Origin of the sequence: Bacillus sp. FSL K6-0923, assembly GCF_038630825.1 — a bacterium.
In the GTDB taxonomy this organism is placed as follows: domain Bacteria; phylum Bacillota; class Bacilli; order Bacillales; family Bacillaceae; genus Bacillus; species Bacillus pumilus.
Genome location: NZ_CP152044.1, coordinates 2,990,934 through 3,007,068, shown reverse-complemented (window position 1 = coordinate 3,007,068; position 16,135 = coordinate 2,990,934). Strand labels below are relative to the sequence as shown.

Genomic DNA, 16,135 nt, shown 5'->3' with positions numbered 1-16,135 from the left:
ATGAAAAAGATGAAGGATGAATACGTATTAAGCGGTCTTGATTGCGGCAACTGTGCACGTAAAATAGAAACAGGTGTCAGCAAAATGGATGGAGTGGAAGCTTGCTCTGTTAACTTTGCGACAGGCACCTTGACTGTGACGCATGCAGATAAGCAAGAATCGATGTCGAAGCGAATTGAAAAAACTGTTCAGTCCATTGAACCTCATGTGAGTGTATCACCGAAAGAAGATGGTCATCATCACGATCATGATCATGGGACGAAAAATTTAAAAACGATCGTGCTGAAATTAATTGGCGGTGCAGTCATTGGAACAGCCGCTTTCTTTATACCTGAAGATGGTGTATTAAAGTTCCTTATGTTCTTCGCAGCATATTTACTAGTCGGCGGTGATGTGGTTTTTAAAGCCCTGAAAAATATCGTGCGCGGCCAAGTGTTTGATGAGAACTTTTTAATGACCATTGCAACAGTTGGCGCTTTTGTTATTCAGCAATATCCAGAGGCACTGGCAGTGATGCTCTTTTACCAAATTGGAGAGCTCTTCCAAGGGGCGGCAGTGAACCGTTCAAGACGTTCAATTAGTGAATTAATGAATATACGTCCAGAATACGCGAATCTAAAAGTCGGAAATGAAACGAAAAAAGTAAATCCAGAAGAAGTAAAAGCCGGTGACCGTATTGTCGTGAAGCCTGGTGAAAAAATTCCGCTGGATGGGCTCGTTACTGAAGGCTTCTCGCTTGTTGATACATCCGCATTAACAGGGGAGTCGGTGCCGCGGGATGTAGAAGCGGGAAAAGAAGTTCTTGCAGGATTTGTGAATCAAAACGGTATACTTGAAATTGAAGTGCAAAAAGAGTTAAGCGAATCGGCAGTGACGAAAATTTTAGATTTGGTTGAGAATGCAAGCAGCCGAAAAGCACAGACAGAAAATTTCATCACAAAGTTTGCAAAATATTATACACCGGCTGTCGTCGTGCTCGCCTTATTGCTTGCCTTTGTGCCGCCGCTTCTTATTCCATCAGCACAATTGTCTGATTGGGTATACCGGGCACTTGTCTTTCTCGTGATCTCTTGTCCTTGTGCTCTTGTTGTATCCATTCCATTAGGATTTTTCGGGGGAATTGGGGCAGCGTCTAAGCGAGGCATCCTTGTCAAAGGCAGTAACTATTTAGAAGCATTGAATGCTGTGAAATATGCGGTATTTGATAAGACGGGCACGCTTACAAAAGGAAACTTTACAGTGACCAATATTGCCACAGCCAGTGACAAGTGGTCAGAAGAAGAGCTGCTTTCTTTTGCAGCACTAGCAGAAGCCCATTCCTCTCACCCTATTGCAGAATCAATTAATGCGGCATACAGCTCACCGCTTGATGAAAGTCAGATCGAAGCATACGAGGATATCGCGGGACATGGAATTAAAGCGACCATCAGCGGTTCTCACGTCTTAGCGGGAAATCATCGCTTGATGGAGCGAGAAGGCATTGCGTATGAAAAAGAAAAAAGAAGCGGAACCGTTGTGTACATGGCGATTAACGGTGAGTTTGCCGGTTCAATCTTGATCGCAGATGAATTAAAGGACGATGCCATTGAAGCCGTATCTGCTCTAAAAGCGTCTGGAATTCAAACCGTCATGCTCACTGGTGATGCTAAGCAAGTTGGAACTGCGGTCGCTAAGCAAATTGGCATTGATGAAGTACATGCAGAATTATTACCGCAGGATAAAGTAACGAAATTAGAAGAAATTGATCAGAAAAAATCGCCTCAAGAAAAGCTATTATTTGTTGGGGACGGCATTAATGATACACCGGTATTAGCAAGAGCGGACATAGGAATTGCAATGGGCGGACTTGGTTCAGATGCAGCTGTTGAAGCGGCAGATATCGTCATCATGACGGATCAGCCATCAAAGGTAGCAGAGGCTATTGCTGTCGCAAAACGAACAAGAAGGATTGTCTGGCAGAATATCGCATTTGCTCTTGGTGTCAAAGGCATTTTCCTATTACTCGGTGCATTCGGTATTGCGACGATGTGGGAAGCCGTCTTCTCAGATGTCGGTGTCACCGTGCTCGCTGTTTTAAATGCGATGAGGGTCATGAAATAAAATTGTAAGGAAAATTTCATGAATACCATCTTTCATAATGGGTCCCCTCTTGTTAAAATAGAAGAAGTTGGATAATGGCATTTTCCTGAGCTATTATCCTTTTTCTTTTTTTAAGGAATGAAAAAGATAAGGTAGGTGCTCATGTGAGTAAGAAAAATAATCAATCTTCATCCATTAAATTTGCTGTCATTTTAACCATCATCGCAGCTCTTCTCATTGGTTTATTTGTTGTGATTGGAAACAAGAACAGCCAAGAAGCACAAACAGTTGACAGTAAGCCTTCGATGAAAGGACAGCCTGTCTTAGGAGACAAAAACGCAGCGGTGCAAATTGTCGAGTTTGGGGACTACAAATGTCCGTCATGTAAATCATTCGAAACAGACATTTTCCCAAAACTGAAAGCAGACTACATAGATAAAGGCGATGTATCATTTTCATTTATTAACTTGCCACTTCCTGTTCATGGAGATGGCGCAGTGTTAGCAGCACTAGCTTCTGAAGAAGTATGGAAAGAAGATCCAAAAAACTTCTGGGCATTCCATGAAGCTGTCTATCAAGCACAGCCAGATAGTGAAGCAGAATGGGTGACGCCTGCTAAGCTGACTGAACTGGCGAAAAAGACAACAAAAATCGATACGGACAAACTCAAAGATAACTTATCAAAGAAAACGTATCAGCCGCAGCTGAACACAGACGATCAGCTTGTGAACAAATACAAAGTGAATTCAACACCAACGATTTTCATTAACAATAAACAAGTTCAAAACTTCTATGACTATGATGAAATCAAAGAATTAATTGATCAAGAGCTGAAAGGGAAGAAATCATGAAGAATAAGCTTATTTACTTGTACAGTGCTTGGATTGTCTCGATCGTTGCAACGATGAGCAGCCTGTATTTAAGTGAAATTAAAAAGTTTATTCCATGCGATATGTGCTGGTTTCAGCGCATTTTCATGTACCCGCTCGTGCTTTTACTTGGAATTGCTACGTTCCGGGGTGATGTCAAAGTGAAGTATTACGTACTGCCTTTGGCTGTGATCGGTGCTTGCTTTTCCATCTATCATTATATGGAACAAAAGATTCCAGGCTTTGCGTCGATTCGCCCTTGCCTGAGCGGTATTCCTTGTTCTGTTGATTATTTGAACTGGTTTGGTTTTATCACCATTCCGCTGTTAGCACTTATTGCATTTATTCTGATTATCATCAGTATGCTGCTCTTAAATGCAAAAGAAAATTGAGAGATAGCCTGCTTTTAAGCAGGCTATTTTTTATTTTTGCAAAAAGATAAAATTTAAAGAAAATTTGTATTGCTTTTCGCTTATGTCAGATATACATTAAGGGAGTAGTATGAGATGATCAGATCATGTAAGGAGATAAGCGGAAAATGGCATGGGAAGTCTTAAGTATCATTGGTATTATCGCATTCGCCATTAGTGGTGCGATAGTGGCAATGGAGGAAGAGTACGATATTCTTGGTGTGTACATTTTAGGGATTGTGACAGCATTTGGCGGTGGAGCGATTCGGAATCTATTAATTGGTCTTCCGGTGTCTGCTTTATGGTCACAGGGCAAGATGTTTACCATTGCTCTTGTATCCATTACGATTGTGTTTCTTTTTCCAAAGCTTTTGCTCAAGCACTGGAGCACATGGGGGAATTTCTCGGATGCGATTGGCTTAGCAGCGTTTGCGATCCAAGGTGCATTATTTGCTGTGCAAAGAGAGCTCCCGCTCAGTGCGGTCATTGTGGCAGCCATTTTGACTGGAAGCGGAGGCGGAATTGTGCGTGATTTATTGGCAGGGCGAAAGCCGCTTGTGCTAAAAGCGGAGATTTACGCAGTCTGGGCAGCACTTGGCGGCTTACTCGTAGGACTCGGTTTAGCACAAGGAGAGATTGCTTTGTATTTGCTGTTTCTCATCCTCGTCGTATGCAGAGTGTGTTCCTACCTATTCAAATGGCGGCTTCCCGCTAGGTCTTATTTTTTAAATAAAGGGTAAAACGAGAAAAGAGCGATTTCGCTCTTTTTTTGTGTTTGATACGAGCTGGATGTCAGCAGGTAAGAGAGTTTTCGTGTAAAATAAAAACAGGATCTTTTTGTTCATCATTAGAACAATGCATGTGATGAAAATTTTGTCAGCTGGCTGAATATGTGGATTCAGTCTTTTTTTGCCTAGATGGATTGTTATGTGTTGGTTTCTCTTTTTGCGGAATACTAAGAAGGCATATATCTTTTGAACGGATGAATTCTTGAAATGAACACATCACTGCATGTAAGCAAAACTTGACAAAAACATGAATGAAGGAGGGACACGTATTAGTGGAGATTTTTTTAGCAGTGCTCGTACTACTAGCACTCATTGCATCATCTAATATTATCAATCGTTTTGTCCCCTTTATTCCAGTCCCGTTAATTCAAGTGGGCTTAGGAATACTGGTGGCAGCTTTTCCTTCAGGTTTACATATTTCTTTAAATCCTGAATTATTCTTCGTTTTATTCATTGCGCCGCTGTTATTTAATGACGGGAAGCGTACCCCAAGGGACGAGCTGTGGAAATTAAGAGCGCCGATTCTTCTGTTAGCCCTAGGGTTAGTCTTTGCGACAGTCATTGTCGCGGGATATACCATCCATTGGATGATCCCAAGCATACCGCTTCCAGCCGCATTTGCACTTGCAGCAATTTTATCACCGACAGATGTGGTAGCAGTCAGTGCTCTTTCCAGCCGTGTGAATATGCCAAAGGGCATCATGAGACTTTTGGAAGGCGAGGGATTGATGAACGATGCATCAGGACTTGTTGCTTTTAAATTTGCCATTGCAGCAACAGTGACTGGCGCTTTTTCAATTGCTGAGGCATCCTTTAGCTTTGTCCTGATTGCCGCAGGTGGTCTATTGACTGGATTTATTCTATCCTTTTTTATCATTCGTTTTCGCTATTTTCTCCGCCGTTTAGGAATGGACGATGTCACGATGCACATCATCCTGCAAATCCTTACACCATTTGTTATCTATTTAGCAGCTGAAGAAATTGGTGTATCCGGCATTTTAGCCGTTGTTGCTGGTGGTGTGACACATGCCATTGAGCAGGATCGAATGGAAGCAAATTTAGCCAAACTGCAAATTGCTTCATCAAACACATGGAATATTATTTTATTTATTTTAAACGGACTTGTTTTCGTTATTCTAGGATTGCAGATTCCTGATGTATCGACAGTTATTTTCCAGGATGAAGCGTTTAATAATATGCAGGTCATCAGTTACATCTTAATCATCACGCTATGTCTCATGATTCTGAGATTTTTATGGGTATGGCTTTTCTGGGCAGGGAAATGGAGCGCAACAAAAAAGCAAAACGTGAAAAAACCGAAGCTTCGTGCCTCAATGCTCATGACATTCTCTGGTGTACGCGGGGCCGTGACATTAGCCGGTGCCTTCTCCATCCCATTTACACTTGCGGACGGTTCACCGTTTCCTGAACGGCATTTGATTATCTTCCTCGCAGCAGGCGTCATTTTATGTACACTCATTTTAGCTAGTGTGCTACTGCCTCTTCTATCTGAGAAAAAAGACAAACAAATCGCTGTGGATTTGGATACAAAGATTCAGCATGCGAAACGGAAGCTGCTGAGAAGTGCCATTAAAACGCTAAGAGAAGGAATGAATGAAGACAACAGAGAAGTGTCTCTTGCGCTCATCAATGATTACCGAATGAAGCTGCGTAATATCCAGCGTGAGCCGTACCAATTCGGGATGAGAAGACAAGAGAAAAAGATCAGGCTGCATGGAATAAAAGCGGAGCAGATGAAGCTCCAACAGCTCATTGAGGAAGAGAAAATCGATAAACATGAAGCCTATGAGCTGCAAGAAAGATTTCATGAGCTCGAAATGCTGTATTCAAACTCCTTCAAAATTCGTTTCTCAAAAGTGAAGTTTCTACGCTTGCTTCAATGGCTCCAATTATGGCGGCCGAATCAGCTCGTTTCCAGCGGTATTTTAGAAAACGAGGACTCGTACAAGCAAATCCGTAAGAAAACGGCAGAGGCTGCTGTGGACTCGATCAAACAGCATATGACCGATGAAAATAAACAAACGTGTCATCAAGTAATTGGTTTTTACAATCAAGTCATTTATCGCTGTGAACACGGTCCAAGCTTCTTTCAGCAAAAAGACCGTTCGTTTGACCGGAAGAAAAAAGAGCTTAACTTCCAAGCTGTACAGACGATTCGAAATGAAATTCAAACTTTGTATGAAAATGGTGAAATCAATCGTGATATTGCCCATCATCTAAGGGAGTATATCAATGATATGGAAGCTGTTCTTCTGACCAATACGTAATGTTGTCATCTCCTCCCCTATGTTTTATGATGAGGAAAGAGAACAAGCAGGGGGAGATAATGATGGCGTATTATGGAGCAATTGAAGCTGGTGGTACAAAGTTTTGTTGTGCAATCGGCAATGAGCACGGGGACATTCTAGAAGAAATGACGATACCTACAGAGCACCCAGAAAAAACATTACAAAAGCTCATCCCATTTTTCAAGCAGCATGACATTGAAGCTTTAGGGGTCGGCTCCTTTGGACCGATTTGTGTCCAAAAGGACGACCCTTCCTATGGTTATATCATGAACACGCCGAAAGTAGAGTGGAAGCATTACCCGTTCATCCCAGAGCTAGAGAAGCAAATAGAAGTTCCAGTATCTTTTACAACAGATGTAAATGCGGCAGCTTTAGGTGAATTAACAAAAGGAGCAGCCAAAGGGCTGAATAGCTGTATGTATATCACGGTCGGTACGGGTATCGGTGCTGGCGCTGTTGTAAAAAACGAGCTTCTTCACGGTCATTCACATCCAGAAATGGGGCACATCCTTGTCAGGCAGCATGAATCAGACGTGTTTGAAGGAGTCTGCCCAGCGCATGGGACGTGTTTAGAAGGACTGGCCGCTGGACCAGCGATTGAGAAAAGATGGGGGAAATCTGCTAAAGAGCTCACAGAGGAAGAATCAGTTTGGACACTTGAAGCCGACTATTTGGCGCAGGCGCTGATGCAGTACTCGCTTATTTTAAGCCCAGAGCGCATCATTATGGGCGGGGGCGTCATGAAGCAAAAACAACTGTTTCCACTAATTCGAGAGAAGCTTGCTGCTTATCTCAATGATTATGTAGACCTGCCGCCGCTTGATTCATATATTGTCTCTCCTGGACTTGAAGACAAGGCCGGCATGACAGGTGCTTTGCTGTTAGCCATCGAAGCGAAGAAAAACGTCTGATAATAGAGTTTTAATGGACAACGTGAGATAATGAAAAAGATGGAATCTATGAAAAAGGTGGTTGTTAAAATGGTTAAAAGCTTGAATGATACCGTAACACTGAATAACGGAGTGGAAATGCCTTGGTTTGGTTTAGGTGTATTCAAAGTGGAGGACGGCAATCAAGTGGTAGATGCCGTAAAAGCAGCCATACGAAACGGATACCGCAGTATTGATACGGCTGCCGTTTATAAAAATGAGACAGGCGTAGGCAAAGCAATTAAAGAATCTGGCGTGAAACGAGAAGATTTGTTCATTACGTCTAAAGTATGGAATACGGATCAAGGCTATGACAAAGCGCTGGCTGCATTTGACGCAAGCTTAAATCGATTGGGCCTTGATTACTTAGACCTCTATTTGATTCATTGGCCTGGCCCAAATGCAGAAACATTTAAAGACACATGGCGTGCGCTTGAGAAGCTTTACAAGGATGGGAAAGTGAGAGCCATTGGCGTCAGCAACTTCTACATTCAGCATTTAGAAGAGCTATTAAAAGATGCTGAAGTTGTTCCAGCCGTGAACCAAGTTGAATTTCATCCGAAACTGACACTTGTCGAACTACGTCAATACGCAAAAGAAAAAGGTATTCAAATTGAAGCGTGGTCTCCGCTTATGCAAGGAAAGCTATTAGATCATGACGTATTAAAGGACATTGCTGCACGCTACAACAAATCCGTTGCACAAGTTATCTTGCGCTGGGATCTGCAAAGCGGCGTCGTGACGATTCCTAAATCAATCAACGAAGAACGTATCAAACAAAATGCAGATATTTTTGATTTCGAACTTTCAAAAGAAGACATGGAAAAAATCGATGCATTAAACAATAACGAGCGCGTCGGCTCGAATCCAGAGACGATGACGGTTGGGTTTGAATAAATAAAAAAATCCTCTTTCTCATGTGAGAAAGGGGTTTTTTATTTACTGCTTCTACGAACAGCCAAAAGCATCATAAAAGATAAGATCACAATACAGATCGTCCATGCCCAAGCAAGTTCCATACGCCCAGAATCAATCGCCACATAGATAGCGGTTGGGAGTGTTTGGGTTTTTCCTGGGATGTTGCCGGCAAACATTAAAGTCGCTCCGAATTCTCCAAGGGCTCTTGCAAAGCTAAGGATGCTGCCTGACAAGAGGGACGGCAGGGCAAGAGGTACAGTAATATAGGCAAAGACTTGGAATGAATGAGCACCATCTACTTTTGCAGCCCCTTCAATATCTGACTCAATTGTAGAAAAGCCCGCCTTTGCTGATTGATACATGAGCGGAAATGCCACGACAGTCGATGCAATGACCGCCGCCCACCATGTGAAGATTACCGGCTGATGGAAGATCCATTCAATCGCGCCCCCTATTACACTATGTTTTCCGAATACGACGAGCAATAAAAAGCCAACGACTGTTGGCGGGAGAACGAGCGGCATCATCAGGAGCGTTTCCACAATCATTTTCCCTTTAAAAGTAGTTCGCGCCATCCAAAAGCCAATCGTTGTGCCAAAGACAGTGGCCAACAGTCCGCTAACGATGGCCACTTGAACGGATAGCCAAATGGGTGATAGAAAGTCTTCAGTCAGCATAGGCATTACGACACTTGAAAGCCGTATTTCTTAAAAATTGATTTGGCTTTATCAGATTGAAGAAATTCAAAAAAGGCCTTGGCTTCTGTTAGATGTTTTGTCCCTTTGACAATCCCTACTGGATATATAACCGGGGAGTGCATGTCCGAATGTGCCTCAGCTGCAATCTTTACCTTTTTGGAGACGAGGGCGTCTGTTTTATACACAACACCAGCGTCAACATTTCCTGTTTCGACGTAGCTTAGAACTTGCCGCACATCCTTGCCGTAGACTGCATTCTTTTTCACTTGGTCCCATATGTTCAGTTTTGTGAAGATCTCTTTGCCATATGTACCTGCAGGAACCGATTCAGGTGTGCCAAGAGCAATCTTTCCTTTTATGTGCTGGACGTCTTGAAAGCTTTTAATAGAGGAAGAGCCATCTTTTGGCACAATAAGGACTAGCTCGTTTTGTATGGCGTCCTTGATATAATCTTGATCAATGTCTCCGGATTGAACAAGTTCATCAAAGGGCTCCTCAGCTGCTGAGAAAAAGAGATCCGCTTTTGCTCCTTGAGCGATTTGCTGCTTCAATGCGCCGGATGACCCGAAGTTATTCGTTAATGTCACATGTGGATGCTGTTTGTGAAAGGAGGCTTCAATTTCCTTTAGTGCATCCTGAAGACTTGCCGCTGCTGAAATCACAAGCTCTGTTTCTTTATTCGAATTAGATCGCTTCATCTCTGTTTGGCATCCACTCAGGAGCAAACATAGGGAGATGAGGGCTAAGAATGTATACTTCATGTTCACACCTCTTATCATTCAATATCATGTAGTTCCCTTTATTATAAGCAAACTTATTTGAGCATTCATAGGCTTTCAGCAAAAAGAGAAAAGAAAAAGCCGCCTAATGGCGACTTTTAGCGTGACGACAAAGGAGATCGTTTTATCCTGTTTACTGCTGATAAAAACGCAGCAAATTCCCATTGATCACCTTGTCTGATAAGGAGAGCTCTTTATTGGCTTTTTCTATATAGGGCTGACATACCTCATCCTGCTTCACGGGTTCTTTTGTTTTTTGATCATAGCAGGTGTTTTTTGTATAGAGATAATCATCTGTAATAAAGTTCCCGTTTCTCAATACAGCGAAAGGCGTCCGTTCATTTGAAAATAAATCATTGCCAAATTGAATGGAATCCTTCGTTTCAATCCCTAGTAAGTGAAGAAGTGTCGGCTTCACGTCCATTTGACCAGCTGTTTCAGAAATCGTCTGCGGTACTTGATCCGTGACACCAGGAATGTAAATCAAAAAGGGAACACGCTGCAGTTTGACTGCATCAAACGGTGTGATTTCCTCTTGATTGAGCAGCTTAGCCATTGCCTCATGATGTGCCTCGGAGATGCCATAATGGTCACCCATGAGGACAAACATCGTATTGTGAGACAATCCTTCTTCTTTCATACGGTCAAAAAACAACTTAATCGCTTCATCTTGATAGCGGACGGTTGTCACATAGCGGTTTAAAATGGTGCTGGACGAATCATATTCATCAATAAACTGATCCTTCGGGTCAATTTCAAATGGAAAATGATTGGTCAAAGTAATGAACGTACTGTAATAAGGCTGCTTCAACTTTTTTAAATGATCAACGGATTGATCAAAGAAGTCGATATCCTTTAAACCCCAGCCAGTGGAATTCCGTTCATTGACATCATATGAATCGACATCGTAAAAACGATCAATTCCTAGAGATTCATACATCACATCACGATTCCAAAACGTTTTATTATTCGCATGAAATTGGACGGATTGATAGTTTTCTTTTTTCAACTGCTTGTATAATGTGTCATATTCATTGTCACTCGCTGTGAAAAATACAGCGCCGCTACTAGAAGGATAGAGAGAATTAGCGACAATAAACTCTGAATCGGACGTCTTCCCCTGCTCTGTCTGCTGATAAAATTCATCAAAATAAAAACTCTTTTTAGCCAATTGATTTAAAAAGGGAGTGATATATTGTCCATTTACCTTTTGATTCATGACAAATTGCTGCGTCGATTCAAGTGAAATGAACACAACGTTCTTGCCTTTAGCAAGTCCGAAGTACTCTTCGTTTGGTGCGCTGTAATCAGCCTTTGTGTAGTTTGCTACAGTAGAAAGCGTATCTTCATCTGCAAAAGCCTTTTGTCCAATGCGTGCCGTTTGGGCAGCACCGTCGTACAGATGAAATTGGAACAGCCCGAGGTTTCTAACAATGACTTCACGATCATAAGAGCTTGTCAGAAATCGAGGGTGATCCATCATAGCTGAGCTGACATGAAACAATAGGAAGCTGCAGCAGATCGCATAATATGTTTTGATCGTCTTGTATGACGCTTTTGGGGCTAATGGTCTGCGCTTGAGCAGCCAAGCAAGTACGACAAAATCAACGAGCATCAGCACAAAAAGCGGGTGGAATAATTCCGTCATACTGCTGCCCATATCTCCCATGTTCTTCGCTTGGAATAGCACGGGAATGGTAATGAAATCAATATAAAAACCGTAAAAGATCGTATTCGATATAAGAATCGCCGTGAGAATAAAATTTGCAGTCAATAAAAAAACCTTTTGTTTGGTTTCATTTAAAAAAAGAGCTATCCCAAACAAAGGGAGTAGAAAGCTAAGTGGATTGATCAAAATCAGCCATTCATGAAACAGATTGGCTGTTCGTATGTGAAAACCTAGTTGATAAATGATGTATGTTTTCATCCACATGAAGAGGATGGAATACACTAAAAACCAGTGATTTTTGAAAAACGCTTTCATCTATGTATCTCCTCACCATTCTGTATTCAGCTGCAAGGCAAAAACACTTATCTTAAACCTACTAAAAAAATGAGGAATGATCAATTCATATCTTATCTTTTTCGCAAAACTCTTTTTTATTCTGTTAGAACTGGATGGGGATAGACATGCCGCAGATGACTGCGATGTAATAGCAGGTGACGACAGTGAGAGCAGCTAGTACAACTTGTTCTCCTGTGCTGCCTGTTTTGACATAGAAGGGGAGACGCACTTTAATGGAAGCTGGAAATAAAAATTTAATGCCGTTTACTGTTCCAGCATCAAGGATAAGATGGCTCGTCATTCCAACTAATAAACCAATACTTAGGCTGTCATTTGGAATGTATGTTGTTGCGAGAAAATAAATGATCAGCAGAAATAATAAACTGTGAGTAAACGTGCGATGACCGAACACGCTGCTGATCAGGGCCGAGAGCAGCGGAAATTTTCTACCGATTTTACTTTTTGTATGGCAAAGATCGGGGATCAAAGCACCTGCTGATCCAGCTGCAGCCATGATGACTGGGTCAAATCCGTAGTAGTAGGCGACGGCCGTTGAGGCGGCGATTCCGCCCATAATGTGTGTTTTTCCTGTCATGATGCGTACTCCTGTTCTATTTTTTGTTCAAGTATTCACTATATCAAGGGTGAATTCATTCAGCAAGGCTTATTTCTAAAGAAAAAAAGGACAAAAGGGTTGGCTGATTGGTAAAACATTCTATAATAAGGAGGAAGTCAAGTTGATACTAACGATAAGGGATGCGATTCGGATGGGTAATGCAGACATTTTAAAAGAAATTGTTCTTGTACATTATGAAGTCAGCCGTAAATTAAACCGCAAGTTACTTGAGTTAGAAAAAGACATCACGCCTCCGCAGATATATGCTCTTACTATTTTGATACAAGGCAAAGTATCACATGCCGAAGAGCTGAAACAAAGGCTCTCTTTAAACCCAGGTGCAGCCTCCATTGCACTCAATAAATTATGTGAGCAGGGCTATATTCAGAGAGAGCGGGACAAAGACGACCCCTCGCTCGTCCGATTAGAAGTCACCGAAAAAGGGCAGGCGATTTATGAAAAGCATACACGTCTTTTCGGAAAGGTGATTCAGCATATGATGTCAGACTTCACAAAGGAAGACTTAAAGACCTTTTTGACATATCTGCAAAAAATGAGACAGACCTTTCATGATGATTGAGTCTTTCCACTTTGTATAATGCGGCGCACTGTAGCACAAATTAAACAGGCAACCGCATTTTATGAAAAGGGAGGAAACAGCGATGTCATTTTTCCAAAAGGATAAAAAGGCGAAAAGCGAGAAAGACCACAAGCAAGTAGATCAACTGTTAGAAGAAGCAAGCAAAGAGCTAGCAGGCGATCCGCTTCAGGAAGCTGTACAAAAGAAGAAAAACAACGATCAATAAGCAGGTATAGGGCAGAGAAAAAGATCTCTGCCCTTTTTCTATGTTTTTCCCTTTGACAGAAGTGAGAATGTTTGATAACCTTCGTGTAGTAAAAATGAATAGAAATCCTCACGCTATGTCTCAGTGAGGTAGAGGTTGCGCGGATGATGAGTCACTCATGGGAGAGATGGAATCGAAGATCATGAGAAAAAAGGCATCAGCGCCGAAGTGTAGAGAGAGCTCCAACTTTCTTTATGCTGGGTCTGCATTGAATAAATGCAGGACTGCCACGTCTTTGAAGCGTGGAGGGCTATCCGGAGATCAAGGTGTATGTTTTGAAAAGCATGGACTGTTGTTCAGGCTTTTTTTTATGTTCTGAGTACCGAAGATAAGGGTATGCTGTTAAGAAAGTGACCCATAATGAACATAAAGAATACAAGTCATTGCTTCACAAATATATCAATGAAGATACTGCCGGGTCTGGTCCGAAGTGAATATAACGGAGGTACGGAAATGGAACAGACAAAAAAATGGGGTTTTTGGTTATTGACGGCTTTTGTCGTCGGAAATATGGTAGGTTCAGGCATCTTTATGCTGCCAAGTACGCTTGCCCAGCATGCGAGTCCTTTAGGTGTGACGATGGCATGGCTTGTCACAGGTGGCGGTGTGCTGATGATTGCGCTTGTTTTTGGGCATTTGTCCATTCATAAGCCGCAGCTGACGGCTGGACCACAAAGTTATGCAAGAGCGCTTTTTAACGATCCGAAAAAAGGGAAAGCGGCTGGTTTTACAATGGTTTGGGGATATTGGGTAGCAAGCTGGATTAGTAATGTCGCGATTATTACGAGTCTTGCCGGTTATTTAACGACATTTTTCCCAATTCTCACCGTGAAGACGGAAATTTTCACCTTTGGTAAAGAAGCGATCACACTAGGTCAGCTGACAACGTTTATTGTATGTACCATTCTTCTTTGGGGAACACATACGATCTTAATTACAAGCTTAAGTGCTGCAAGTAAATTAAACTTTATTACGACCTTTTCAAAGGTACTTGGATTTGTCCTTTTTATTGTTGCAGGGTTATTTGCATTCCAAACGGCATTATTTGAACATTATTACTTCCCAGTTGCAGCAGAGGGCGAAGGAATGCTCGGACTTGGGGGCCAAATTCATCATGCGGCCATTTCCACACTATGGGCATTTATTGGCATCGAGTCTGCTGTCATTTTATCAGGAAGAGCGTCCTCGCAGCGCGATGTGAAACGTGCAACGATTACAGGACTTTTAATTGCACTTTCTATCTACATGATTATTACTTTGATTACAATGGGCGTCCTGCCGCACGATCAGTTGCAAGGCTCAGATAAACCATTCGTTGACGTGCTTCAGCTTATTATTGGGCCGGCTGGCGGAATTGTAATGGCATTGCTTGCGATTATTTGTTTATTTGGCTCGATGCTTGGCTGGATCTTACTTGGTTCAGAAGTACCGTATCAAGCAGCAAAGGCTGGCGATTTCCCGGCAGTATTTGCAAAAACAAACAAAAAAGGCAGTCCTGTTTTTGCTTTAACGGTTACAAACATTATGTCACAGCTGTTTATTTTCTCAGTGATGTCTCGTACGATTAATGAAGCTTTTACCTTTTTAACGACATCAGCGACACTTGCGTATCTCATTCCGTATATTGTGTCTTCGATCTATAGCTTTAAAGTCATCATGCAAGGTGACACGTATGATCTTCAAAAAGGGAAGCGAACAAGAGACGGAATCATTGCGCTTGTTGCGATGGGGTATTCCGCTTGGGTCATTATTTCAGGAACAGCTGATTTTAAAACATTTGGACTTGGCATCGGTCTGTTCTTAGTAGGTATTTTGCTTTATCCATTGATGTCAAAAGGATTTGCCAAAGGAACGGTATAAGGGAAACGTTTCTCCGTATATGGAGAAACGTTTTTTTATGATTCAGATGTTAAACGGTCCACAATAAACTCAAGCTGTCCTTCTAGTGACACTGGGTCATTAAAGAAGTAACCGACAGGATCGATTTCAAATACGTGTTTATTTTGTACAGCAGGAAGTGATGCCCAAATGCTGCTTTCATACACCTGGTCTCCTTTACTTTTTGAACCGCTCCATGGACTAGTGAAAATATAGTCGCCTGCGTATTCTGGCAGCTTTTCAAGGGAAATGTTTGCATAGCCGACTCCGCTGTCGATGGCATCTTTTTTAACTGCCTTTGGCGCACGTAATTTCAGCTCGTCATAAATAATTTCGCCTCCGCGTGCAAAGGTGTTTCCAAAGATATAGATACCTTTATCAAAGGGTGACACGATTGAAACGGTTTTGCTACCGACCGCTTTTGTTACTTTAGGCTTTACCTCAGCTATTTTTGTATCCCATTTTGTGATCCATTCTGCTGCTTTTTTCGGTGTACCTGTCATTTTACCGAATTCTTTCAGCTGATCTTTAAAGGAATATTGATTGTATTTAATGGCAACGGTTGGCGCAATTTTTTTGTATTGATCAAATTTCTCGTCTTCTCCCCAAGCAATAATCATATCTGGCTTCAAAGCGGCGACCTTTTCGACAGAAGGGGATGTTCCAAGGTTTTTGACACCATCTGTTTTGCCTTTATAGAAAGGGTTTTTAAAGATGGGGGCAGTTGTAGCAATCGGCGTCTTGCCAAGTGTCACGAGGTCACCGTAGTAGCTTTCTGCCAAAAGCACAATTCGTTTTGGATCTTTAGGGAGTTTGACTTCGCCTTTCACGTCCTGATAGGTGATTGTGTCATCCTGGTTGGCGCCAGATTTTTTATTTGAAGTGCCGCTGCAAGCAGCTGTAAAAAGCATGAGAAAGGCTAAGGATATCAAAAGAAATCCAGATCGTTTTTTCACAAAGATTCTCTCCTATTCACGTTCTTATGATAATGATTCTCAATTTCAATTATATC

At 42.0% G+C, this 16,135-nt stretch carries 15 protein-coding genes and 1 riboswitch; of the genes, 10 read left to right on the top strand and 5 right to left on the bottom strand.

From position 1 onward, the window contains the following. The 7 genes from MHI16_RS15525 to MHI16_RS15495 all read left to right on the top strand — a co-directional run bounded on the left by MHI16_RS15525 (position 1) and on the right by MHI16_RS15495 (position 8,281). A complete protein-coding gene (locus MHI16_RS15525) occupies positions 1 to 2,100 on the top strand; it encodes a heavy metal translocating P-type ATPase (protein ID WP_326848465.1) in 2,100 nt (699 codons plus the stop codon). A 143-nt stretch (positions 2,101 to 2,243) separates the two neighbouring features. Then, positions 2,244 to 2,930 (top strand): DsbA family protein, encoded by a 687-nt coding sequence (locus tag MHI16_RS15520; protein WP_268466715.1) that lies wholly within the window; start codon positions 2,244 to 2,246, stop codon positions 2,928 to 2,930. Next, positions 2,927 to 3,340, top strand: coding sequence for a disulfide oxidoreductase (locus MHI16_RS15515; RefSeq protein WP_144461813.1), 414 nt, complete (start codon positions 2,927 to 2,929; stop codon positions 3,338 to 3,340). Before MHI16_RS15520 ends, MHI16_RS15515 begins: the two co-directional genes overlap by 4 nt. 146 nt (positions 3,341 to 3,486) lie before the next feature. Continuing rightward, positions 3,487 to 4,098 carry a trimeric intracellular cation channel family protein gene (locus tag MHI16_RS15510; protein WP_003212961.1) on the top strand — a complete coding sequence of 204 codons (612 nt, stop codon included), beginning with the start codon at positions 3,487 to 3,489 and terminating at the stop codon, positions 4,096 to 4,098. A 320-nt stretch (positions 4,099 to 4,418) separates the two neighbouring features. After that, positions 4,419 to 6,434, top strand: a complete 2,016-nt coding sequence (locus tag MHI16_RS15505) for a Na+/H+ antiporter (protein ID WP_061409610.1) — start codon at positions 4,419 to 4,421, stop codon at positions 6,432 to 6,434. Between the two features lie 62 nt (positions 6,435 to 6,496). Next, positions 6,497 to 7,366, top strand: coding sequence for an ROK family protein (locus tag MHI16_RS15500; RefSeq protein WP_268466709.1), 870 nt, complete (start codon positions 6,497 to 6,499; stop codon positions 7,364 to 7,366). A 69-nt stretch (positions 7,367 to 7,435) separates the two neighbouring features. Further along, positions 7,436 to 8,281 (top strand): aldo/keto reductase, encoded by an 846-nt coding sequence (locus tag MHI16_RS15495; RefSeq protein WP_268466706.1) that lies wholly within the window; start codon positions 7,436 to 7,438, stop codon positions 8,279 to 8,281. Between the two features lie 38 nt (positions 8,282 to 8,319). On the opposite strand, the gene modB is transcribed toward MHI16_RS15495, so the two are convergent. From modB to MHI16_RS15475, 4 genes are all read right to left on the bottom strand, one after another. Further along, positions 8,320 to 8,985 carry a molybdate ABC transporter permease subunit gene (modB, locus tag MHI16_RS15490; RefSeq protein ID WP_268466704.1) on the bottom strand — a complete coding sequence of 222 codons (666 nt, stop codon included), beginning with the start codon at positions 8,983 to 8,985 and terminating at the stop codon, positions 8,320 to 8,322. After that, a complete protein-coding gene (gene modA / locus MHI16_RS15485; protein WP_268466702.1) occupies positions 8,985 to 9,761 on the bottom strand; it encodes a molybdate ABC transporter substrate-binding protein in 777 nt (258 codons plus the stop codon). The genes modB and modA overlap by 1 nt, the downstream gene beginning before the upstream one ends. Before the next feature lie 151 nt (positions 9,762 to 9,912). Next, the gene (locus MHI16_RS15480) at positions 9,913 to 11,763 is read right to left on the bottom strand and encodes an LTA synthase family protein (RefSeq protein WP_268466700.1); all 1,851 of its coding nucleotides are present in this window, start codon (positions 11,761 to 11,763) and stop codon (positions 9,913 to 9,915) included. Between the two features lie 124 nt (positions 11,764 to 11,887). Further along, the gene (locus tag MHI16_RS15475; RefSeq protein ID WP_058013692.1) at positions 11,888 to 12,379 is read right to left on the bottom strand and encodes a metal-dependent hydrolase; all 492 of its coding nucleotides are present in this window, start codon (positions 12,377 to 12,379) and stop codon (positions 11,888 to 11,890) included. 142 nt (positions 12,380 to 12,521) lie between these two features. Here MHI16_RS15475 and MHI16_RS15470 point away from each other — a divergent pair, with 142 nt between their 5' ends. From MHI16_RS15470 to MHI16_RS15460, 3 genes are all read left to right on the top strand, one after another. Beyond that, positions 12,522 to 12,980: a MarR family transcriptional regulator gene (locus tag MHI16_RS15470; protein WP_342498005.1), complete on the top strand. Its 459-nt coding sequence runs from the start codon at positions 12,522 to 12,524 to the stop codon at positions 12,978 to 12,980. Positions 12,981 to 13,062: 82 nt separating this feature from the next. Further along, positions 13,063 to 13,206, top strand: coding sequence for a small acid-soluble spore protein SspJ (gene sspJ, locus MHI16_RS15465; RefSeq protein WP_003213383.1), 144 nt, complete (start codon positions 13,063 to 13,065; stop codon positions 13,204 to 13,206). A gap of 121 nt (positions 13,207 to 13,327) precedes the next feature. Then, a riboswitch (Lysine riboswitch) is annotated at positions 13,328 to 13,506 on the top strand. Between the two features lie 192 nt (positions 13,507 to 13,698). Further along, a complete protein-coding gene (locus MHI16_RS15460; protein WP_058013694.1) occupies positions 13,699 to 15,105 on the top strand; it encodes an amino acid permease in 1,407 nt (468 codons plus the stop codon). A 35-nt stretch (positions 15,106 to 15,140) separates the two neighbouring features. On the opposite strand, the gene MHI16_RS15455 is transcribed toward MHI16_RS15460, so the two are convergent. Next, the gene (locus MHI16_RS15455) at positions 15,141 to 16,079 is read right to left on the bottom strand and encodes an iron-hydroxamate ABC transporter substrate-binding protein (protein ID WP_268466693.1); all 939 of its coding nucleotides are present in this window, start codon (positions 16,077 to 16,079) and stop codon (positions 15,141 to 15,143) included. Positions 16,080 to 16,135 lie beyond the last annotated feature (56 nt).

Bases quoted from the DNA above. Each gene is read 5' to 3' on its own strand.
- MHI16_RS15525 (WP_326848465.1), top strand. From the start codon at position 1: ATGAAAAAGATGAAGGATGAATACGTATTAAGCGGTCTTGATTGCGGC.
- MHI16_RS15515 (WP_144461813.1), top strand. From the start codon at position 2,927: ATGAAGAATAAGCTTATTTACTTGTACAGTGCTTGGATTGTCTCGATC.
- MHI16_RS15510 (WP_003212961.1), top strand. From the start codon at position 3,487: ATGGCATGGGAAGTCTTAAGTATCATTGGTATTATCGCATTCGCCATT.
- MHI16_RS15500 (WP_268466709.1), top strand. From the start codon at position 6,497: ATGGCGTATTATGGAGCAATTGAAGCTGGTGGTACAAAGTTTTGTTGT.
- MHI16_RS15495 (WP_268466706.1), top strand. From the start codon at position 7,436: ATGGTTAAAAGCTTGAATGATACCGTAACACTGAATAACGGAGTGGAA.
- modB (WP_268466704.1), bottom strand. From the start codon at position 8,985: ATGCCTATGCTGACTGAAGACTTTCTATCACCCATTTGGCTATCCGTT.
- modA (WP_268466702.1), bottom strand. From the start codon at position 9,761: ATGAAGTATACATTCTTAGCCCTCATCTCCCTATGTTTGCTCCTGAGT.
- MHI16_RS15480 (WP_268466700.1), bottom strand. From the start codon at position 11,763: ATGAAAGCGTTTTTCAAAAATCACTGGTTTTTAGTGTATTCCATCCTC.
- MHI16_RS15475 (WP_058013692.1), bottom strand. From the start codon at position 12,379: ATGACAGGAAAAACACACATTATGGGCGGAATCGCCGCCTCAACGGCC.
- sspJ (WP_003213383.1), top strand. From the start codon at position 13,063: ATGTCATTTTTCCAAAAGGATAAAAAGGCGAAAAGCGAGAAAGACCAC.
- MHI16_RS15460 (WP_058013694.1), top strand. From the start codon at position 13,699: ATGGAACAGACAAAAAAATGGGGTTTTTGGTTATTGACGGCTTTTGTC.